The sequence below is a fragment of the Microbacterium sp. MYb45 genome, from assembly GCF_002979655.1.
Classification (GTDB): domain Bacteria; phylum Actinomycetota; class Actinomycetes; order Actinomycetales; family Microbacteriaceae; genus Microbacterium.
Map to the genome: position 1 here is coordinate 54,215 of NZ_PCPG01000011.1, position 19,715 is coordinate 73,929.

23 protein-coding genes are annotated in these 19,715 nt (G+C 68.8%); 4 read left to right on the forward strand and 19 right to left on the reverse strand.

The features are described from left to right. Position 1: 1 nt before the first annotated feature. The 3 genes from CQ034_RS15185 to CQ034_RS15195 all read right to left on the reverse strand — a co-directional run bounded on the left by CQ034_RS15185 (position 2) and on the right by CQ034_RS15195 (position 3,150). On the reverse strand, positions 2-2,011 hold the full coding sequence (locus CQ034_RS15185) for a cytochrome c oxidase assembly protein (RefSeq protein WP_219860801.1): 2,010 nt from the start codon (positions 2,009-2,011) through the stop codon (positions 2-4). 87 nt (positions 2,012-2,098) lie between these two features. After that, on the reverse strand, positions 2,099-2,386 hold the full coding sequence (locus CQ034_RS15190; RefSeq protein WP_017203554.1) for an HU family DNA-binding protein: 288 nt from the start codon (positions 2,384-2,386) through the stop codon (positions 2,099-2,101). A gap of 182 nt (positions 2,387-2,568) precedes the next feature. Further along, positions 2,569-3,150, reverse strand: coding sequence for a TetR/AcrR family transcriptional regulator (locus CQ034_RS15195; protein ID WP_029264387.1), 582 nt, complete (start codon positions 3,148-3,150; stop codon positions 2,569-2,571). A gap of 147 nt (positions 3,151-3,297) precedes the next feature. Between CQ034_RS15195 and CQ034_RS15200 the strand changes: the two genes are divergently transcribed. After that, on the forward strand, positions 3,298-4,125 hold the full coding sequence (locus tag CQ034_RS15200) for an alpha/beta hydrolase (RefSeq protein WP_105711701.1): 828 nt from the start codon (positions 3,298-3,300) through the stop codon (positions 4,123-4,125). 129 nt (positions 4,126-4,254) lie between these two features. Here CQ034_RS15200 and CQ034_RS15205 read toward each other — a convergent pair whose 3' ends face one another. The 16 genes from CQ034_RS15205 to CQ034_RS15280 all read right to left on the reverse strand — a co-directional run bounded on the left by CQ034_RS15205 (position 4,255) and on the right by CQ034_RS15280 (position 18,524). Then, positions 4,255-4,848 carry an endonuclease domain-containing protein gene (locus CQ034_RS15205; RefSeq protein WP_258134231.1) on the reverse strand — a complete coding sequence of 198 codons (594 nt, stop codon included), beginning with the start codon at positions 4,846-4,848 and terminating at the stop codon, positions 4,255-4,257. 488 nt (positions 4,849-5,336) lie between these two features. Next, complete coding sequence (rpsN, locus tag CQ034_RS15210; protein WP_017829734.1) at positions 5,337-5,642, reverse strand: 30S ribosomal protein S14; 306 nt, start codon at positions 5,640-5,642, stop codon at positions 5,337-5,339. A gap of 3 nt (positions 5,643-5,645) precedes the next feature. Continuing rightward, a complete protein-coding gene (gene rpmG / locus CQ034_RS15215; protein ID WP_017203558.1) occupies positions 5,646-5,816 on the reverse strand; it encodes a 50S ribosomal protein L33 in 171 nt (56 codons plus the stop codon). After that, positions 5,816-6,052 (reverse strand): 50S ribosomal protein L28, encoded by a 237-nt coding sequence (gene rpmB, locus CQ034_RS15220; RefSeq protein WP_017203559.1) that lies wholly within the window; start codon positions 6,050-6,052, stop codon positions 5,816-5,818. Before rpmB ends, rpmG begins: the two co-directional genes overlap by 1 nt. 139 nt (positions 6,053-6,191) lie before the next feature. Beyond that, on the reverse strand, positions 6,192-6,923 hold the full coding sequence (locus tag CQ034_RS15225; protein ID WP_105711703.1) for a DNA-3-methyladenine glycosylase: 732 nt from the start codon (positions 6,921-6,923) through the stop codon (positions 6,192-6,194). A gap of 1 nt (position 6,924) precedes the next feature. Continuing rightward, positions 6,925-8,808, reverse strand: a complete 1,884-nt coding sequence (locus tag CQ034_RS15230) for a hypothetical protein (RefSeq protein ID WP_258134232.1) — start codon at positions 8,806-8,808, stop codon at positions 6,925-6,927. Beyond that, positions 8,798-9,610: a TIGR03943 family putative permease subunit gene (locus CQ034_RS15235; protein WP_081859923.1), complete on the reverse strand. Its 813-nt coding sequence runs from the start codon at positions 9,608-9,610 to the stop codon at positions 8,798-8,800. The genes CQ034_RS15230 and CQ034_RS15235 overlap by 11 nt, the downstream gene beginning before the upstream one ends. Next, positions 9,603-10,643 (reverse strand): permease, encoded by a 1,041-nt coding sequence (locus CQ034_RS15240; RefSeq protein ID WP_105711704.1) that lies wholly within the window; start codon positions 10,641-10,643, stop codon positions 9,603-9,605. Before CQ034_RS15240 ends, CQ034_RS15235 begins: the two co-directional genes overlap by 8 nt. Beyond that, the gene (locus CQ034_RS15245; RefSeq protein WP_029264380.1) at positions 10,640-11,056 is read right to left on the reverse strand and encodes a Fur family transcriptional regulator; all 417 of its coding nucleotides are present in this window, start codon (positions 11,054-11,056) and stop codon (positions 10,640-10,642) included. Before CQ034_RS15245 ends, CQ034_RS15240 begins: the two co-directional genes overlap by 4 nt. A 60-nt stretch (positions 11,057-11,116) precedes the next feature. After that, positions 11,117-11,977 (reverse strand): metal ABC transporter permease, encoded by an 861-nt coding sequence (locus CQ034_RS15250; protein WP_029264379.1) that lies wholly within the window; start codon positions 11,975-11,977, stop codon positions 11,117-11,119. Next, positions 11,974-12,795 carry a metal ABC transporter ATP-binding protein gene (locus tag CQ034_RS15255; protein WP_105711705.1) on the reverse strand — a complete coding sequence of 274 codons (822 nt, stop codon included), beginning with the start codon at positions 12,793-12,795 and terminating at the stop codon, positions 11,974-11,976. Before CQ034_RS15255 ends, CQ034_RS15250 begins: the two co-directional genes overlap by 4 nt. After that, the gene (locus CQ034_RS15260; RefSeq protein ID WP_105711706.1) at positions 12,792-13,790 is read right to left on the reverse strand and encodes a metal ABC transporter solute-binding protein, Zn/Mn family; all 999 of its coding nucleotides are present in this window, start codon (positions 13,788-13,790) and stop codon (positions 12,792-12,794) included. Before CQ034_RS15260 ends, CQ034_RS15255 begins: the two co-directional genes overlap by 4 nt. A gap of 76 nt (positions 13,791-13,866) precedes the next feature. Beyond that, positions 13,867-15,219: a dihydrolipoamide acetyltransferase family protein gene (locus CQ034_RS15265; protein ID WP_105711707.1), complete on the reverse strand. Its 1,353-nt coding sequence runs from the start codon at positions 15,217-15,219 to the stop codon at positions 13,867-13,869. A gap of 27 nt (positions 15,220-15,246) precedes the next feature. Further along, positions 15,247-16,227 carry an alpha-ketoacid dehydrogenase subunit beta gene (locus CQ034_RS15270; RefSeq protein WP_105711708.1) on the reverse strand — a complete coding sequence of 327 codons (981 nt, stop codon included), beginning with the start codon at positions 16,225-16,227 and terminating at the stop codon, positions 15,247-15,249. Beyond that, positions 16,224-17,351: a thiamine pyrophosphate-dependent dehydrogenase E1 component subunit alpha gene (locus tag CQ034_RS15275; protein ID WP_105711709.1), complete on the reverse strand. Its 1,128-nt coding sequence runs from the start codon at positions 17,349-17,351 to the stop codon at positions 16,224-16,226. The genes CQ034_RS15270 and CQ034_RS15275 overlap by 4 nt, the downstream gene beginning before the upstream one ends. 105 nt (positions 17,352-17,456) lie before the next feature. Next, a complete protein-coding gene (locus tag CQ034_RS15280; protein ID WP_105711710.1) occupies positions 17,457-18,524 on the reverse strand; it encodes a histidinol-phosphate transaminase in 1,068 nt (355 codons plus the stop codon). Positions 18,525-18,611: 87 nt separating this feature from the next. On the opposite strand from CQ034_RS15280, the gene CQ034_RS15285 reads away from it, so the two are divergent. From CQ034_RS15285 to CQ034_RS15295, 3 genes are read left to right on the forward strand one after another with little or no spacing between them, the layout of a single operon-like run. Continuing rightward, the gene (locus tag CQ034_RS15285; protein WP_105711711.1) at positions 18,612-18,818 is read left to right on the forward strand and encodes a ribbon-helix-helix protein, CopG family; all 207 of its coding nucleotides are present in this window, start codon (positions 18,612-18,614) and stop codon (positions 18,816-18,818) included. Beyond that, entirely contained in the window at positions 18,815-19,198 is a 384-nt protein-coding gene (locus CQ034_RS15290; protein WP_105711712.1) for a type II toxin-antitoxin system death-on-curing family toxin, read from the forward strand. The genes CQ034_RS15285 and CQ034_RS15290 overlap by 4 nt, the downstream gene beginning before the upstream one ends. Before the next feature lie 34 nt (positions 19,199-19,232). Beyond that, positions 19,233-19,637, forward strand: a complete 405-nt coding sequence (locus CQ034_RS15295) for a phage holin family protein (protein ID WP_029264370.1) — start codon at positions 19,233-19,235, stop codon at positions 19,635-19,637. Positions 19,638-19,715: the final 78 nt, after the last annotated feature.

Below are 19,715 nucleotides of genomic sequence, written 5' to 3' on the forward strand. Positions count from 1 at the left end.
TCTAAGACGTGCGTTCGGCCTCACGTCGGTCACGTTCGGCGAGCGCGGCGAGCCTTGCGTTGTACTCCTCGAGCTCCGCGTCACCCGTGCGGTCCGCGTGCCGGTCCGCCCGACGCTGCAGCTTGGTGTCGCTGCGGCTCCACTGGATGGCGACCGTGATCGCGAGGATCAGCGTCGGGATCTCCCCGATCGACCACGCGATGCCGCCACCGACGTACTGGTCCTGCAGCGGGTCCACACCCCAGTCGCGACCCATCGCCCCGAACCAGTCGGCGACCATCAGCCCCTCCTGCATCATGATCGCGATGCCGAAGAACGCGTGCATCGCCATGACGGCGATCAGCGTGATCAGGCGTCCGGGATACGGCAGACGGTACGGAACCGGGTCCGCGCCGATGAGGCTCATGACGAACAGGTAGCCCGAGATCAGGAAGTGGATGACCATCCACTCGTGCCCGAGGTGCTCGAACATCGACCAGCGCACGAGATCGGTGAAGTAGAAGGCCCACAGCGACAGGATGAAGATCGCCGCCGCGACGAACGGATGCGTGACCACGCGGGCGAACGGCGAGTGCACGGCCCACATGATCCACTCGCGGCCGCCACGGGTGCCGTCGTCGCGCTTGTGGATGGCACGCAGCGCGAGGGTGATCGGGGCCCCGGAGACGAGCAACAGCGGGATCGCCATCGACAGCATCATGTGGCCCATCATGTGGATGCTGAACAGGTACTCCTGGTACGCGTTGATCGGCCCGCCGGTGACCCAGACGAGCAGCAGCGCCCCCAGCACCCAGAAGACCGTGCGATGGATCGGCCAGCGGTCACCACGCCGATGCAGGCGCCACACGCCGGCCAGGTAGAAGAACAGTCCGAGGCCCGCGGCGATGAGCCAGAGCACGTCGATGTCCCACGCCGTGAACCAGCGCTCGAGGGTGAGCTCCGGCGGCAGCGTCGCTCCGGTCAGGATCTGGGCGGGCGTCTGCAGGAAGGCGGCGGTCTCGCCGGTGGGAGGGGGTGTGCGGGCCAGCGCGGCCGCGGCGCCGGAGGCGAGGCCCATCAGCGCGACCTCGCACAGCACGAGCAGCCAGAACCAGCCGGCGGCACGGGCTCCGGCGAGCTTCGGGATGAGGCGCGCGCGGTACCAGGCGCCGAGCAGGCCCATGCCACCCAGCAGTGCGACCTTGGCGAGCACGATCCAGCCGTAGGGCGTGGTCCACAGCGCGTTCCAGTCGCCGACGGCGACGATCGATCGCGTGACCCCCGACACGGCGACCACGGCGAAGGCGGCGATCGCGAGCGACGAGTAGCGCCCGACGAGCCTCGCGGTGTCGACGTCGGCACGTCCGCGCAGCAGGATCAGCAGCAGAAGTCCGCCGAGCCAGACGGCGGCGCCGATCGTGTGCAGCAGGATCGAGTTGACCGCCATGTTGTGCCCGGCGAGATCGCCCGCGTGACCCTGCGTCGCGAGTGGGAGGAAGGATGCCGCGGCCAGCAGCGCCGTGATGAGCGTGGGCGTCCATGAACGCCAGGCGAACGCGAGCACCGTGATGATCGCACCGAAGAGCGTCGTGATGAGCCAGGACTGGCCGAGCGGCAGTTCCAGCAGGAAGCGGCCCAGCTGCGTACCGAACTCGCGCTCGATGCTGAGCTTCGGGTTGAAGGCGGCCATGAAGGCGAGGAACCCGGCGAGGCCCGCCGAGATCGTGAACACGGCGGCGCCGACCGAGGCGATGTTCAGCGCGGCGTCGAACGAGCGGTCCCCCGCGCGCAACCCGAACAGGGCCAGTACCAGGGAGCCGAGCATCACCGCACCGGACATGTTCATCACGAGCTTGGCGATCGGCGTGCCCCAGAGCACGAAGGGACCAGGGTCCTGCAGGAGCGGGGGCTTAGCGCCGCCGCCGACGAGGAGCGCGAGCGTCAGGGCGACCAGTGCCGCGACGAGGAGGATGACGATCCCGGCGATGCGATACGCCGAGATCCGACTCGTCGACTCACTGCGGGAACTCACCCCTCCAGCCTAGGCGCGCCCGGAGGGAGGAAAGCACGAAGGCCGCCCCCGTCGGAACGGGAGCGGCCTTCGATGAGGTGCGGTCGATTACTTGACGGCAGCCTTGAGCTTGGAGCCAGCGGTCACCTTGACGCGCTTGCCGGCCGGGATCTTGATCTCGGCGCCGGTCTGCGGGTTGCGGCCCGTGCGAGCAGCGGTGTCGACCTGCTCGAAGGAGATCCAGCCCGGGATGGAGACCTTGCTGCCCTTGGCAACAGCGTCGGAGACCGTGGCGAACAGCGAGTCGAGGACACCGGAGACGGTGGCCTGGCTCTGGCCCGTGGCGCTTGCGATGCTCGCGACGAGCTCGGTCTTGGTGATGGACTTGTCAGCCATGTCATCCTCCAGCGACGAGATCCCGTCGCATCGTTGTGGGTATCGGAGCGGATGCTCCTGGTCTAGTGACCGCCTCGAATGTATCAACCACCACCCGCATTTCCGCGTCATTTCGCGGGTTTTGGGCAATTACTGGGCGTGTCGCACCACTTTGGCCACTCCAGTCACAGATTCGAGGGTCGTCAGCGAGCGCGGTGCGCGTCGATCACGGCCCGGGCGGTGCGCTCGAACGCCGGGCTGACACGGCCTTCGCCGTCGAGATATCCGCCGACGAGCGCGGCATCGCGCAGCAGCACGAGGGAGGCTGCGACCTCCTCGGGACGCTCGAGATCGGCCGCCTCGGCGACCTGCTGCAGCGTGGAGCGGAACCACTCCCGGTGCTCGTCGATGAGCTGCCGCACGGCCCCACCGGCATCCGGATACTCCGCGGCCGCGTTGATGAAGGGGCAGCCCCGCGTATGGTGTTCGCGGATGTCGGCGGCGATGCCCTGGACGACCGCATCCAGCAGCGCGTCAGGATCGGAGACGGTCGCTCCCGCCTCCGTGAACATCGCGCGGAGCATCTCGTCCTCGTGGCCGAGATAGGCGAGCACGAGGTTCTCCTTGCCGCCGAACTGCTTGTAGAGGGTGGCGCGGGTGACCCCGGCCTCCTCGATCACACGGTCGACGCCGACCGCGTGGATGCCCTGTTCGTAGAAGAGGCGGGTGGCGGCATCGATCAGCCGTGCGCGGGCGGGGCTGGGGCGCTTCGTCGTGGTGTCCATGATCTTCCTCTCATCGTGTCATCCGAACCCCGGCATCCGAATCCGTTTTCCCGGTTTGGGGAATAGGTTGTGGTAGATAGAACGTTCGGTCTACTATCAGCGTAACGCACTTCCGATCAGCGGGAGCCGAACAGAGAGAAGAAGATCATGAACACCACCGACAAGACCCCCATCGTCCTCATCCACGGGCTGTGGATGACCCCGACCAGCTGGAACACCTGGGCCGAGCGCTTCCGCGCGAAGGGCCACGAGGTCATCGTCCCGGGATGGCCCGGCATCGACGACCGCTCGGTCGAGGACATCCGCCGCGACCCGTCCGCCCTGAAGGGCATCGGACTGAAACAGATCGTCGACCACTACGAGCGCATCATCCGCTCGCTGCCCGTGAAGCCGATCGTCATGGGCCACTCCTTCGGCGGCGTCATCACGCAGATGCTGGCCGACCGCGGCGTCGGCGCCGCGTACGTGGGCGTCGCCCCCGGACAGACCGCGGGCATCACCACCCTGCCGCTGTCGACGCTGTGGACCGGCACCCCGATCCTCGCGAACCCCTTCGGCCGCAACGGCGCCAAACCGCTGTCGAAGCGCCACTTCCACTTCACGTTCGGCAACGACCTGAGCCGCGCCGAATCCGACCGCCTCTGGGAGGAATCGGCCGTGAACTCCTACAACCGGGTCTTCTTCGAGGGCGTCGCATCCGCGTTCAACGAGAAGGGCGGCGTCACGCACGTCGACTACGCGCGCACCGACCGGGCCCCGCTGTATGTGATCACGGGTGAGATCGACCACGTCGTGCCGCCGGCGATCGGTCGTGCGATCGTGCAGAAGTACCGCTCCACCGGCAGCCCCGCCGTCGTCGAGTACAAGGAGTACCCCGGGCGCACCCACCGCCTGGTCAGCCAGGACGGCTGGGAAGAGATCGCCGATGAGGCCCTCACCTGGGCCGTCGCGCACACCACCGCACCCGTCGCGTGACGCCGGCTTGTTCGGTGCCCGCCGACACCCCCGCGTGGGGCGGAGATCTCGCCGATGGGCGGAGGATAACGGCGCATTCTTCCGCCCAACGCGGAGTTCTCCGCCCGGCGGCGTGCGCGAGAGTCCACCTCAACGCGCGAGATGGAGGCGCTGAGCGATCGCGGTCAGGATTGCACCCTGCACAGAAGCCCAGTGGTTCATGAGCTGGTCGTAGCCGATCCGGATCACGTGGTAACCGCGGATCATGAGTTCGGCATCGTGAGCGATGTCGCTCGTGCGCTGCACCCCCACATGATGGCCGCCGTCGATCTGCACGACGAGTCGTTCTCCGATCAGGAAGTCGACGCGATGCCCGACGATCCACACCTGCGGCGTGATCGGCAGGTCCAGCCAGGCCATTCGCGTCCGAAAGATGGTCTCGGTCCCCGCATCCGCGAACGGCCGAGCATCAGTGAGCAGTCGTCTCGCCGCCGGCGGGAGGGCCATCCGCTCGAGGGATTCGGCGTCGAACATCCGCGCCCGCATCGCGGACTCCCAGGTCGCGAGCGCATCTTCATGCGACTGACAGCGGGCCACGAGAATGAGAGCATTCTCGATCGAGTCTTCGAGCAGTTCCGGATCTCGGGGGATGGCCGGTCTACTCCAGTGCACGACGCCCCTGACGGCATTCGCATGACCGGAGTTCACCGGAGCCGCCACGTGCGGCTCGGATGCCGACGACACCCACAGCCCCTTCCGCTCGGCAAGGGTGATGCAACTGAGAACGACGCCGCGCCTTGCTGCCGCGATGAGCATCGCATCAGCACCCGGAAGAGCCACCCAGCCACGGCACACCGAGCTCACGAGGCCCGCCCGGACCGCCTGTCGGAGCATATGCTCCGTCACCCCGCAACGGCGCAGCGCGGCAACACGGGCGATCCCCTTCCGCGCCCTGAGCACGCCGACGACATCCATCCGTCGATGATGCCGCGCAACCCGGCATCCACTCTTCGCCATTCCCGCGCTTTGTGTACGCAGCCGGGCGCATGAGCGCGGTGCAGTGTTAGTCGTCAGGCGAAGAACTCGGTCATGGGCGGAGGAATCTGCGACGAGCTCCCGCCCATGACCGAGAAGTCCGCCCCACGCGAGGGCATCACCACGCAGGACAGGACGCCCGGGCACGCAGAAGGGGCGAGGATCCGAAGATCCTCGCCCCTCCTGTCAGCTGAGACTTACCAGCTCGACTTGGTGACACCGGGCAGCTCGCCACGGTGTGCCATGTCACGGAAGCGGACACGCGAGATGCCGAACTTCGTGAGGACACCGCGGGGGCGGCCGTCGATGACGTCGCGCGAACGCACGCGAGCCGGCGACGCGTTGCGCGGCAGCTTCTGCAGGCCGACGCGTGCGGCCTCGCGGGCCTCGTCGGTGGCGTTCGGGTCGACCAGGGTCTTCTTCAGCTCGGCGCGACGCTCGGCGTAACGCTCGACGATGACCTTGCGCTGCTCGTTGCGAGCGATCTTGCTCTTCTTAGCCATTGATCAACGCTCCTCTCGGAATTCGACGTGCTGACGGATGACCGGGTCGTACTTCTTGAGCACGAGGCGGTCGGGGGTGTTGCGTCGGTTCTTCTTCGTCACGTACGTGTAACCCGTACCTGCCGTCGAACGCAGCTTGATGATCGGACGAACGTCCTGAGCCTTCTTGGCCATTAGAGCTTCACACCCTTCGCCTGGAGGTCCTTGACCACGTTCTCGATGCCGCGGACGTCGATCACCTTGATGCCCTTGGCGGACACGTTGAGCGTGATCTTACGACCGAGCGACGGAACGAAATACGTCTTCTTCTGCACGTTCGGGTCGAAGCGGCGCTTCGTCCGGCGGTGCGAGTGCGAGACATTGTGTCCGAAGCCGGGAACAGCTCCGGTCACCTGGCACACTGCTGCCATGATGTGACTCCTTCTATACCGTGAGACCGGACGGCCTCACCCAAGATCCCTTGTCTGCACGCAACCTCGACCCGCCGATCTCTCGGCCGCAGAAGGGGAAGCACGCGAACTGCGCACAGGAGTGTGCGCAGACAAAGAGTCAGTTTAGCACGGGCGGAGTGCCGTCGAGCGCCGCGGCCTCGGCCGCGCCCCGCCCCCAGCGGAAGGGCGACACGGTGGGGTCGCCATCGATCCAGAAGCGCCAGGGGAACGCGTGCGTGCCGGCGACTCCGGCGACGCCGACCCGCGGGCCGCGCACCACGTCGTCCCGCGGCACGCCCAGCCACAGCTCGGCGCGTGCCCCGTGCTGTTTCTCCCCCGTGACGGCGTCGATCCCGTCGTGCAGCGGATGCCGCAACCCGACGGCCTGACCGAGACGCCCCGGCCCGCGGGCGAGGTCGCGAAGGGCGATCCGCCCGAGAGGCAGTGCCACACCGCGCCGACGAGCGGCGGCATCCGCTCCGGCCACGATCTCGCCCGCGCGCAGCAGCACGCCGTCGCCCTGTCCCTCGGGCCCGCACACGACGTTGACGCAGGAGTGGATGCCGTGACTCAGGTACACGTACAGGTGCCCCGGCTCGCCCCACATCGTGGCGTTGCGGGCGGTCGGCCCCATCCGCGCATGTGATCCGGGATCCGCGATTTCGCCGGTGCCCCGACCGTGGTACGCCTCGACCTCGGTGATACGCAGCCGCACCTCGACCGGGTCTGTGGCTTCGGGCCCGACGACGAACGTGCGCAGTTCCGCGCCGAGCAGTCGCGGCGCGACGTCGACGGCAGAGCCGCCCAGATCGGCGCGAACGGCACGGCGCAGGGCATCGCGCGTCGACATGTCAGAACCGCGGTGCCGTCTGGCACCAGGAGACGTCGAAACCGGTGAGGGCCACCATCTCCTTGCCCGACTCCATGTCGATCAGGTGCGTCTCGACGTTCTCGGGCAGCGGGAGCCGCATCCCGTCGTACGGGTTGTTCGCCAGGTCGGGGGCGATGGCCACCGCCGCGTACTGGCCGCTCGGAGATGCGCACGCCTGCAGGATCGAATCCGCCGAGCTCACCTCGACCAGAGGGGTGGCCTTCCCGTCATCGTCGACACGGATCACGGCCTGTCCGATCGGCAGCCCCGCCTCGTCGCGCGAGACCACATGCCGGAGCGTGCCACCGGGGAACGGGGTGATCGAGGTGGCCGTGCCGTAGTCGGGATCGGATGCCGCGAGCGGCTCCTCGGATCCGTCGGCGAGGTCGAGCTCGACCGCTGTGCCGTCGATCCGCTCGACGATCGCCGTGTACGTGCCACGGGAGATGCCCTGGATGGTCGCCGCGAGTCCGAGGGACTGCACCCCCGCGTCGGTCGAGCGGTCGACGAGGGAGAGCGCACCGTCGAAGTCGATGAACAGCACGGCGGCGCTGTCGGGCACGAACTGCCAGACGAAAACGCTCGCCTCCTTGCCCGCGACCTCGATGATCTGAGGGTCGTCCTTGCCGTTCAGCGACTGGGTGACCAGCACGCTCGCCCGACCTTCGTCGTCGCTCAGCTTGCGGTCGGAGTAGCTGTAGCCGACGAGGCCGCCGCGCTCGGAGACCTGGATCGCGCCCACGTCGCCCTCACCGGGAAGCTTCAGCTCACGCTGGTTCTTCCCATCACGATCCATCACGAGCAGCCGGGACCCTTCGCCCTCCTCGACCGCGACGACGAGCTGGTTCGAGGTCGCCCGGAAGTCGTTGATCTTGTCGTGCTCGTAGACTGCGACGCCGTCGCCCTTGAGGTCGGTGAGGAAGATCTTGTCCTTGCCGTCGACATCGCGGCGCAGGATGAAGATGTGGGATGCCGGGGTCTCGAAGCTCGTCGTCAACGTGGTCGCAGGACCCCCGCCGGCACCGGTGACATCGGCGACACGCACCGTGTACTTCGTGGAGTCGTCGAGCGGAACGGTGAAGCGCACACCGACGCCCCGGCCGGAGGCATCGACGGTGAACGGCACGGCCGGCTCGACGGTGACCTGCTCGGGATCGATGTCCGAGAGCGCCTGGTTCGCCGTGAGGATGACCCGGCTCCCGGACGATTCGATCGCCTGCGCGGTGTCGACCTGCACCTCGCTGATCCGTGGCCCCTGCAGGAGGCTCACGATCCCGAACGCGGTGCCGACGAGCACCAGGATGCCGAGGACCGCGCCGATCGTGAGGAGGAAGCGGCGCGACGTCGCGGGGGTGCGGGCAGGTTCGCGTGCGGACGGCTCGCGAGAATCGGCCGGATCGAACGCCGCATCGCGCGGCTCAGCCTCAGCCTCGGCTTCGGCCTCGGTGTCGGCGGCGGCATCGGGAGCGTCAGGGTCCGCGACGAAAGGGGCCGCACCCACGACGACGGGCTCCGTGGGGAGAGGGACGGAGGGAAGCGCCGTCGCCTCGGCGTCTTCCCGCGCAGCGGCCTCGAAGGCGGCCATCTTGCGGGCGGCGGCTTCCTGCTCCGCGACCTCGCGATCGCCCGCCTCACGGACGGCGGCTTCGCGGGCAGCAGCTTCCCGGGCGGCGGCCTCACGAGCAGCAGTCCCGCCCGCATCGGCACGCGGCTCCTCGGCGCTCGGCTCGGGCTCATGGTGCGTCGCGAGCGCGCGCTCGATCCGTTCCGCCTCGGCCGCCTCGGCTGCCTCTCTGGCCGCGCGCATCTCCGCACGAGTCTGCGGAACGGCGGGCACCTCGGGGCGATCGTCGTCAGTACTCATACGGATCCCCCGGCTCGTCGATCGCGACGACATCGGTCGGCTCGATACGGAGCTTTCCGTCGGCATCCGCGCGCACGGTCCCGGTGATCTCGACCCACTGTCCGGTCGCGTAGTCATCCGGATCGACGTCGACCGGGAGTGCCGCGGTCTGCGCGTCGATCACGCAGTGCGTGATGACCAGTCGGGTGAGGTTCACGCCGTCATCGCCCGAGGAATCGGGTGTCACGAAGCCCGTGAGGGTCACCGGTGCGCCGTCATAGGCGGCGGTGTTCGTGGCCGCGGCGAAGACGCTCGCCCAGTCCCCCACGCCGAACGTGGAGGTGTCGGCGACGCCGAGCGCCACGGTGTCCGACCCCGCGAACAGCGCGCTCTGCTCGCCCGCGCGCGACATCGCCAGCTCGACCGACAGCGAGGCAGGCGGCAGCACGAGTGCGGCCGCGACGACGCCCGTGGCGATCACTCCGCCCGCGACGGCACCGACACCCGCAAGAGAACGTCGAGGCGACGCGGGGTGCGAGCCGTGATCGGCATCATCCGAGCCCTCCGCGACCACCGGAGCGGGCCCGTGATCGTGCCCGTGATCGCCCTCCTCGCCGAGCGGGAGCGTGCACGACCAGATCGCGCCGGCCAGTGTCACGACCGCGGCGGTGCACGCGAACCACACCGACTCGGGGCTGATGTAGAGGTTGAGACGCCCGGTGAGGCCGAGGCCGAGCGTGACGACCGAGATCACGGCGGCGAGCCCCACACCCAGCCAGCGGGTGCCGAGCGCGCGGGCGCGGATGGCGGTCTGCTCAGACAAGGACGTTCACCCCGATCCCGATGGCGAAGGCCGAGGCGAGCACGATGCCCACGATGCCCACGAGGGTGCGCGTCGTGAACGTGGTGCGCATGAGCGCGAGCATCTTGACGTCGACGAGCGGACCGACCAGCAGGAAGGCGACGATCGCACCGGACGAGAACGTCGAGGCGAACGACAGCGCGAAGAAGGCGTCGACGTTCGAGCAGATGGCGACGGTCATCGCGAGGATCATCATCGCGACGATCGACAGCACCGGGTTCGACCCGATGGCCAGCAGCCATTCCCGCGGGATGAGCACCTGCACGGCTCCGGCGAGCGCCGAGCCGATCACCAGCGCGGGCATCACGGCGCGCAGCTCGACGAGGAACTGCGTCAGGCTGCGGCGCACCGGCGTGCCCGGTTCGTGCGTCACGCGGTCGCAGGTGTCGACGAAGCGCTGCGTGAGCATGCCGTCGGGGTCGGGGTGGCGGCTGTAGATCCAGCCGATCAGGTTCGCGATCAGGTAGCCGCCGACGAGGCGGGCGACCAGGATGCCGCCGTCCCAGCCGAACGCCGCGTGCGTGGTGAGGATCACGATCGGGTTCACGATCGGCGCCGCGATGAGGAAGGTCATCGCCTCGGCCGGAGCGAGCCCGCGCATCATCAGCCCGCGCGCGAAGGGCACGTTGCCGCACTCGCAGACCGGGATCAGCATGCCGAGCAGCGACAGCACGGCACGACGGGCCCAGGCGCGCCGAGGCAGCCAGCGGTGGATGACATCGGGCGGCAGCCACACCTGCACCACGATCGACAGCAGCACACCGAGGATCACGAACGGCAGCGCCTCGATCAGCACGCTCAGCGCGAGGGTGAGGCCGTCCTGCGCGCGGGTGGGGAGGGCTGCGGGGAAGAGCGTGGGCACGAAGGCGTCGATCAGGAACAGCGCCGCGATGATGACGACGCCGAGACCGACTCCGATCCAGGCCGAGCGCGCGGACGGCGCCGGGCGATGCGTGTGACCGTGACGGGTCGCCGTACCTGCCGAGGGGCTCACGCGTTCGCAGCCCTTTCGGCGTCTCGCTTGTTCGTGCACGGTGTGCACAGCCCGAAGATGTCGACCACGTGTGCGGCATCCGTGAATCCGTGCAGCGCCGCGGTGCGGTGCGCCCACTGCTCGACGTCCTTGGCCTCGATCTCGACCGTCAGGCCGCAGGACCGGCAGATGAGGTGGTGGTGGTGACCCTGCGTCGTGCAGGCGCGGTACAGCGCCTCACCCTCGGGGCTCTGCAGCGAATCGGCGTCACCGGAAGCGGCGAGGCCGGCGAGCGCGCGGTACACGGTGGCGAGGCCGATGCCGGTGTTGTCGTCACGCAGCGAGGCGTGCAGATTCTGCGCACTCACGAAACCGCGCGCGTCCGCGAGTGCTTCGCGCACGCGTTCGCGCTGCCAGGTGTTCCGCTGAGCCATGAGACGAGTCTAGGCCGCAGGGGTTGGCGAGGGCTGGGAGTGGACGCGCCCGCGCATGACTCAGGCCCGGACGCGCTTCACCCGAGCCCGTGTCTTCTGCACGATCCAGCACACGACGTAGATGGTGAACGACAGGGTCGTGATGTACGGGCTCACGGGCAGCGTGCCGGCGAGGGCGAGCAGGATGCCGCCGACGGCCGAGACGAATCCGAACAGGGCGGACAGCAGTGGCACCGCGATGGGGCCGGCCGTGACCCGCATCGCGGCGGCGGCGGGTGTGACCAGCAGCGCCATCACCAGCAGCGCACCGATGATGTGCACGCTCACCGCGACGATGAGGCCGAGCAGCACCATGAACAGCAGGCTCACGGCACGGGTCGGCACTCCGCGCGCAGCAGCCGATTCCGGGTCGAGCGAGTCGAAGCGCAGCGGGTTCCACATCACGAGCAGCCCCAGCAGCACGACCATGCTGATGCCGATGAGCCAGCCGAGGTCGGGGCTCGACACCGACACGATCTGGCCGGTGAGCAGGCTGAACCGGTTGGCGCTGCGGCCGTCGTAGAGGGAGAGGAACAGGATGCCGAGGCCCAGGCCGAACGGCATCAGCACCCCGACGATCGAGTTGCGGTCCCTGGCCTTGGCGCCGAGGATGCCGATCAGGATCGCCGCGATCAGGGCGCCGGCCAACGACCCGAACACCACACTGCCGCCGAACAGCAGGGCGGCGGCGGCACCCGCGAACGACAACTCGCTCACGCCGTGCACCGCGAACGCGAGGTCGCGCTGCATCACGAAGACGCCGATCAGTCCGCCGACGATGCCGAGGACGGCACCCGCGATGATCGAGTTCGACAGCAGGGCGACAAGCTCGCCGTAGTCCTGGAACGAGAAGACGTCGCTCCAGTCGACCAGGGGCCTCATGCCGCTCCTCCGTGCTCGTGGTCGCCGTGGTCGTGGTGCGGCTCGGCATCCGGAACACCGACGACGACCAGCCGGTCGCCCGCGCGGAGCACGAACACCGGGGTGCCGTAGAGGTCGCTGAGCACGCGGGTCTGCAGCACCTCGTCGGGAGTGCCCAGGAGGAACCGGCCGCCCGCGATGTAGAGGATGCGGTCGACACGGCCGAGGATCGGGTTGATGTCGTGCGTGACGAACAGCACTGCGGCCTCGCGCTCGCGGCGCTGGCGGTCGATGATGTCGGTCACGGCCAGCTGGTTGGCCAGGTCGAGGTTCGACAGTGGCTCGTCGCACAGCAGCAGCGCCGGCTCGTCGGCGAGGGCCTGACCGACCCGCAGCCGCTGCTGCTCGCCACCCGAGAGCAGGCCGACGCGACGATCGGCGAAGTGCGAGGCCCCGACCGCGTCGAGCAGCCGGTCGACCTTGGCGCGGTCGCCGCGATGCGGGATCGGGAACCCGAACCGGCTTCCGCTGACGCCGAGGCCCACCAGGTCGCGGGCTCGCATGCTGGTGTCGGGGGCGAGGTTGCGCTGCTGCGGGATGTAGCCGATGCGGGAGTTCCCGCGGTGCACGGGCTCCCCCGCGACACGGATGGACCCCGAGGAAAGCGGCTGCAGACCGAGGATGCTGCGCAGCAGCGTGGTCTTGCCCGACCCGGACGGGCCGAGCACCGCGATGAACTCACCGGGCTGCACCGTCAGGTCGAGCCCTGACCAGAGTTCGCGATCCCCGCGCTGGAGTGCGGCGTCGGTGATCTCGAGGACCGGAGCGCCCCCACTCACGGCTGGACGGCGGCGGCGAGGCTCTTGATCGCGTCACTCATCCACTCAGAGTACGACGATCCGTCCTCGAGCAGCTCCGTGAAGGCGACGACGGGGATGCCCGCATCCTTTGCGGCCGCCTCCACCCGCTCGGTCTCCGCTCCTCCGGTCTGCGCGTTGGTCAGCAAGGCCGTGGCCTGCCCGTCTTCGATCACCTTCAGCGCCTCGAGCAGCACGGCGGGAGCCACATCGGTACCTTCCTCGACCGACTCGGCGAACCCTTCGGGGGTGACGTCGGTCAGGCCGGCCGCGGCGGCGAGGTAGCCGGGCAGCGGCTCGGTCATGAAGACCGTGGCCCCTGCGGCATCCGTCTTGATGGTCTCGAGGTCGGCCTCGAAGCCCTCCAGGTCGGCGACGATCTCGTCGGCGTTGGCCGCGAATTCCTTCGCGCCGTCGGGGTCGAGCTCGGCCAGCTCGTCGGAGATCGCCTCGACGACATGGATCATCGTGTGCGGGTCGAACCAGACGTGCTCGTTGAAGCCCTCGATGTGGTTGTGCCCCTCGTGACCCTCTTCGCCCTCGGCGTGATCGTGGTCGTGGGACTCTTCGTCGGCGTGGTCGTGCTCGGCCTCGTCGTGCCCCTCGTTGCCGGGGAAATCGTGCGAGAACTCGACCGCCGTGACGACGTGCGGGTCCTTCGCGTCCTGCAGCAGGGTGTCGACGAAGGCGTCGTAGCCGCCGCCGTTCTCGATCACCAGGTCGGCCTTCTGCACCGTGAGGCGATCGCGCGCGGTCGCCTCGTAGGAGTGCGGGTCCTGCGAGGCCGAGGTGATGAGCGACTCGACCTCGACGCGGTCGCCGCCGATCTGCGCGGCGATGTCCCCGTAGACGTTGGTGCTCGCGACGACCGTGATGGTGCCGTCGTCGCCCTCTCCCGCTGCCGGGGTGGTGGAGCATCCGGCCAGCGCGAGAGCGGCGACGGATACGAGGGCGAGGACGACGACGGGCTTCTTCATGCCTTCACTCTAAACGCTAATGAGAACCATTATCAAGTTGAGCGGGATGCCGCGTCCAGGCCTCGACGCCGCGGGCTCACTCCACCAGCAGCGCGGGCTCCTCGAGCACGGAGGCGACGTCGGCGATGAAGCGGCTCATGCCGTCGCCGTCGATCACGCGGTGGTCGAACGATCCGGCGACCGTGGTCACCCAGCGCGGGCGCACCTCGCCGTCGACGACCCACGGCTTCTGGCTGATGGTGCCCATCGCCACGATGCCGGCCTCGCCGGGGTTGATGATCGGGGTGCCGGCATCCATCCCGAACACACCGATGTTGGTGATCGTGATCGTGCCGCCCTGCTGATCGGCCGGCGGCGTCTTGCCCTCACGGGCCGTGAGCGTCAGGCGGTTCAGCGCCCGCGCCAGGTCTTTCATGCTCAGGTCCTGCGCGTCCTTGATGTTCGGCACGAGCAGGCCGCGGGGGGTGGCGGCGGCGATGCCGAGGTTCACGTAGTGGCGCACGGCGATCTCGGCACCGGCATCCGTCTCGATCCAGGCGGCGTTCACCATCGGCGTGCGACGAGCCGCCCAGATCACGGCCCTGGCCACGATGAGCAGCGGCGAGACCTTGATGTCGGCGTAGTCGGGCGAGGCCTTGAGCCGCTTCACGAGTTCCATCGTGCGGCTCGCGTCGACCTCTTTCCACACCGTCACGTGCGGAGCCGAGTACGCGCTCTGCACCATGGCAGAGGAGGTGGCCTTGCGCACACCCTTGACCGGGATCGACTCGGTGCGGTCGTCGCCGGCGGCGGAGGGACGGGTCGCGGTGAGGCCCCGCGCGAGTCCGGCCGGAGCGGCCTGGGGCGCGGGCACGGTCTCTTCACGGACGTCGCCCCACTCGGGCGTCTCGATGTTGCGGAAGACACTCGCCTGCGAGGCGTGCTTGACCACGTCGTCCCGGGTGACCTCGCCGTCGGCACCGGTCGCGGCGACCGCGGTGAGGTCGACGCCGAGATCGCGCGCGAGCTTGCGGATCGGGGGCTTGGCGATCACGCCCACCGAGGAGCGGACCGGGCGCTCGGCCGGGCGCTTGCGGCGCGAGGTGGCACCACCGCCCGTCCCGTAGCCGACGAGCACCGAGCCGCCGCCCTCCTCCGGCGCGGGGGCCTCGGCCGTCGCGACGACGCCGGGGCCGGCATCGTCACGGGCATCCGTCACGAAGGTGATGATCGGCGCACCGACCTCGACCGTCGCCCCCTCGGCGACGAGCAGCTCGCCGACGACGCCCGCGTGCGGAGACGGCAGCTCGACGAGCGACTTGGCCGTCTCGATCTCGCAGATGACGTCGTTGATCGCGACCGTGTCGCCCGGGGCGACCTTCCAGGCGACGATCTCCGCCTCGGTCAGGCCCTCCCCGACGTCGGGGAGGTTGAAGTTCTGCGTGCTCATGACGAGTCCTTTCGGCCGAGCGGGCGGTCAGTAGGCCAGGGAGCGGTCGACGGCTTCGAGGATGCGGTCGGCATCCGGGAGATACACGCCCTCGAGCTTCGCCGGCGGGAACGGGGTGTCGTAGCCGGAGACGCGAAGCACCGGCGCCTCGAGCGCGTAGAAGGCGCGCTCCATGACGGTGGCCGCGATCTCGCCGCCGATGCTGGCGAAGCCCTGGGCCTCCTGCGCGTAGACCATGCGCCCGGTCTTGCGGATCGAGTCCAGGATGGGCTCGTAGTCGACCGGCGACAGCGAGCGCACGTCGACGACCTCGCAGCTCGTGCCCTCGGCTTCGGCGAGCGCGGCGGCCTGCAACAGCGTGGTGACCATCGCACCGTGACCGACGAGCGTCACGTCACTGCCGGTCCGCACGACGCGCGAGGAATGCAGCGGAACGGCGGAGGCGCCGAGCTCGACCTCGCCCTTCTGCCAGTACCGGCTCTTCGGCTCCATGAAGATCACGGGGTCGTTCGAGGCGATCGCCTCCTGGATCATCCAGTAGGCGTCGTTGGGCGTCGAGGGCGAGACTACGCGCAGGCCCGGAGTGTGCGCGAAGTACGCCTCCGGGCTCTCCTGGTGGTGCTCGACCGCGCCGATGTGCCCGCCATAAGGGATGCGGATCACGATCGGCATGCTGAGCGCGCCCTCGTGCCGGTTGGTGAGCTTCGCGAGCTGCGTGGTGATCTGGTCGAACGCCGGGAACACGAAACCGTCGAACTGGATCTCGATGACGGGACGGTAGCCGACCATCGCCATGCCGATCGCGGTGCCGACGATCCCGGACTCGGCGAGCGGGGTGTCGAGCACCCGACGGTCGCCGAAATCGCGCTGCAGATGCTCGGTCACACGGAAGACGCCCCCGAGCTTGCCGATGTCCTCGCCCATGAGCAGGACCTTCGGGTCGTTCTCCATCGCCCTGCGCATCCCCGCGTTCAGCGCCTTGCTGAGCGGCATCGTCTCGAGGGTCATCGGGCTTCTCCTTCGAACGACGCCTCGTACTGCGCGTGCCAGGCCTTCTGCTGGTCGATCAGCGGATGCGGTTCGCTGTACACGTGGTCGAACATCTTGCCGACGCTGGGGGGTCCGAGCTCGACACTGCGGGCGCGAAGGTCTTCCGCGGCATCCGCCGCCTCGGCCTCGACATCGGCGAACAGCTGCGCGGATGCACCGCGGTTCTCGAGGAACGCGCGCATCCGGACTATCGGGTCACGACCGGCCCAGTACTGCTCCTCGTCGCTGCCGCGGTATTTCGTCGGGTCGTCGCTCGTGGTGTGCGCGCCGAGGCGGTAGGTGACGGCCTCGATCGCCTGCGGGCCCTTGCCGCTGCGGGCCTCGTCGAGTGCCACCCGCGAGACGGCGTAGCTGGCGAGCACGTCGTTGCCGTCGACGCGGACGCTCGGGATGCCGTAACCGGCGCTGCGCTGCACGAGCGGGACGCGCGACTGCGTCGACACCGGCACGGAGATCGCCCAGTGGTTGTTCTGCAGGAAGAAGACGGTCGGCGCCTGGTAGCTCGCGGCGAAGACCATCGCCTCGTGCACGTCGCCCTGGCTGGAGGCCCCGTCGCCGTAGTAGGTGATGACGGCTTCGTCGCGGTCGATCTCACCCGTGCCGGTGCGCCCGTCGAAGACGAGCCCCATCCCGTAGCCGGCGGCGTGCAGCACCTGCGAGCCGAGCACGAGCGTGTAGAGCCGCGTGTTGCCGTTCTTCGGGTCGGTCGGGTCCCACCCGCCGTGGGAGACGCCGCGCATCAGCTTGATGATGTCGACGGGGTCGACGCCGCGGATGCGGGTGACGGCGTGCTCGCGGTACGACGGGAAGATCGTGTCCTGCGCGCGGGCCGCACGACCGGAACCGACCTGCGCCGCCTCCTGTCCGCGGCTCGGCGGCCACAGGGCGAGCTGGCCCTGCCGCTGCAGGTTCGTCGCCTGGGTGTCGATCGCGCGGATGACGACCATGTCACGGTAGAACTGCTCGAGCTCCGCATCGCTGATCGCCTCGATCAGGGGGAGATACCGCTCGGCGGCGGCGGACGGCGCGAACCGTCCGGTCTCGTCCAGAACGCTCACAAGGGGGGTCTCGGGGGTGGTCACGCTCTCACGCTACCCGCGTCGGCATGCCCGGTCACGCATACCTAGGACGCCCTCGTAACTGCCCGGAAGCCGGAGAAAACCGCGGAAAGCCGCGGCGAGCGCGGATCAGCGAACTGCGGCGGCGACCTCGAGCACGCGGTCGAGGGAGGCTTCCTCGCCGACGGAGATGCGGATGCCGTCGCCCGAGAAGGGACGCACGATGAGGTCGTTCTCGACGAACGCGGCAGCCACCTCGTCGGTGCGCTCGCCTGCCGGCAGCCACACGAAGTTCGACTGGGAGTCGGGGACGTCCCAGCCCTGCGCGCGGAGACCTTCCACGAGACGGGTGCGCCGCTCGACGATGATGGCGACGCGCTCGAGGAGTTCGGGCTCGGCATCGAGGCTCGCGATGGCGGCGTTCTCAGCAGCGGAGGTGACCGAGAGCGGGATGCCGGTGGTGCGTGCGGCGTCCAGCACCTTCTCGTGGCCGATCGCGTACCCGATGCGGAGGCCGGCGAGACCGTAGGCCTTCGAGAAGGTGCGCAGCACCACGACATTCGGGTGCTGGTCGAACACGCGCTCGGCGAGACCGTCGACGGCATCCGGTGCGGTCACGAACTCGGCGTACGCCTCGTCGAGGATGATCAGGATGTCGCTCGGCACGCGCTCGACGAAGGCCGCGAACTCGGCCGAGGTGATGATCGGTCCGGTCGGGTTGTTCGGGGTGCACAGGATGATCGCGCGGGTGTGCTCGGTCACCGCATCCGCCATCGCGTCGAGGTCGTGGCGGGAGTCGGCGGTGAGCGGCACCTGGACCCCGGTCGCACCGGCGACGAGCGGCAGGCTCGGGTACGCCTCGAAGGAGCGCCAGGCGTAGATGACCTCGTCGCCGACGGAGGCGGTCGCGAGGATCAGCTGGTGCAGGATCGAGACGCTGCCGGAGGCGACGTGCACCTGCTCGGGGTCGACGCCGTAACGCGCACCCAGGCGCTCGCGCAGACGACCGGCGGTCGCGTCGGGGTAACGGTTGATCGGGGTGGTGCGCTGCAGCGCCTCGAGCACCGACGGGAGCGGGTCGAACGGGTTCTCGTTGCTGGAGAGCTTGAACGCGTCGGGCCCCGCCTGCTTGCCCTGCCGGTACGGCGCGAGAGCGGCGATGGCGGGTCGGATACGGGGCAGGATCGGCTCGGTCACGCGTCGAGTCTACGAGGGAGCGGCACAGGTCAGGATGGCGCGGCAGGCACCCTGTCGGGCGGAGAAGCGCAGTGGTACCATTTTGGTATGGCGATGACGGTGCGGCTCCCGGAAGAACTCGATGCACAGCTCGAGGCGATCGCGCGTGCGCGGCACATGTCGAAGCACGCGGTGATCATCGAGGCGGCGACGCGATTCGCGAATGACACGAGCCGCTCGGCTCTCGTGGATTCCGCCGTCGACTTCGTGCTCGACAATGACAAGGCCCTGCTCGAGCGCCTCGAAGACGCATGACCGAGTACCTCACTCTGGCGGACGGCCTTCAGATCGTCGAACGACTCGGCTTCCATGTCCGCGACGCCGGACTGCTCGCTTCGGCTCTCGCTCGACCCTCCGCGTCGCTCTTCGGCGACGACGCATACGCGACCATCGACCGAAAAGCTGCTGCTCTCCTCGAATCCTTGGCGCGCAATCATCCGCTCTTCGACGGGAACAAGCGGACAGCGTGGACGAGCCTCGTCGCGTTCCTGTGGATCAACGGATGGAAGCACCGCTTCACCACCGACGACGCATTCGACCTCGTCGTCGGAGTGGCCTCCGGTGCGATCGATCTCGACGAGTCTGAGCGACGTATCCGCGCGAACCGCATTCCCGTGAGCACCGCTCGCAGCTGACTCTCGCCGGCGTCCGTGCGACACTGGTCGGACTATGCGCTTCATCATCCGCGTCGTCGTCAACGCCTTCGCCATCTGGGTCGTCACGCTGATCCCCGCCCTCCAGGTCACGATCAGGGCGTTCCCGCCCGGCGAGACCCTGCAGGTGGTGCTGACGTTGCTGGCGGTGGCCGCGATCTTCGCCATCGTCAACACGATCATCGGCACGGTCGTGAAGATCGTCGCGTTCCCGCTCTACATCATCACGTTCGGCCTGATCGGCTTCCTGATCAACGGATTCCTGCTGTGGCTGACCGCCTGGATCACGAGCGGCTTCGGCTGGGGCCTGACGGTCGGCGACTTCTGGTGGGGCGTGCTCGCCGCGCTCATCATCTCGGTGATCAACGGCATCTTCGGCTTCATCCTGCGCCCGCAGAAGAAGGCCGCCCGCCGCGACTGAGCCCGGCGATCACGCCGGAACGTCGAGGCGAAGCGGACTGATCTCGGCGAGGAATCCGAAGTCGCGGTCGCCGTGCAG